Here is a 570-nt window from a genome sequence, read left to right as displayed (position 1 = left end):
GTTGAATTCGGGCGTACACTGAGCTTCCATACTGATGGGCGGGTCTATCGGGTAGGACAGCCGCTGCCTGACGATCCAGATGTCGTTGATACCGCCCTGTCCGATTTAGAGGGGTATTTTGAGACGGTCGATAAGTACGGGAATTGCAACGATGAAGACGCAGTGAAAGCGCACATGGCCGAGGCGTTGCTGTGGATGTTTTGGGCTCCGTTTGCGAACCGTGATGCAGCATTCTACGATCAGTACGGGATTGACCTTGACAAGGCGCTTCCGAACCTCTACATCTACGGTGAGTCGGACGCCGGGAAAGGAACATTCGCACAGTTCGTGCTGTCGATGATTAGCGGGGGGCGAGTCGTGAATCCGGTTGATGCTGACGAGGTCGGGAAGCGGAAAGTACGAGGAATGCGGTCTGCGAATACTGCGTTCCCCGTCGTCGTCGACCCGTTCGGCCCCTTCCTCGACACCGAGACGATACGCGACCTCGTCAAAATCGGCGTCCCCGTCATGGGTCGGAGCCTCGTCTGGACGGTCGCGGAGTTCCCGATGCTCGCCATCCTCGACAGCTTC

Annotated in this window: 1 pseudogene; it reads left to right on the top strand. The window is 57.7% G+C overall.

The features are described 5' to 3' along the window. Positions 1-570 (top strand): annotated as a pseudogene (locus DVK07_RS24015) (hypothetical protein); the annotation flags it as partial.

It is taken from the genome of Halorubrum sp. Atlit-26R (assembly GCF_003666015.1).
Classification (GTDB): Archaea; Halobacteriota; Halobacteria; order Halobacteriales; family Haloferacaceae; genus Halorubrum.
The sequence above is the reverse complement of the archived record's forward strand: the minus strand, read 5'-3'. Positions and strand labels throughout refer to the sequence as shown.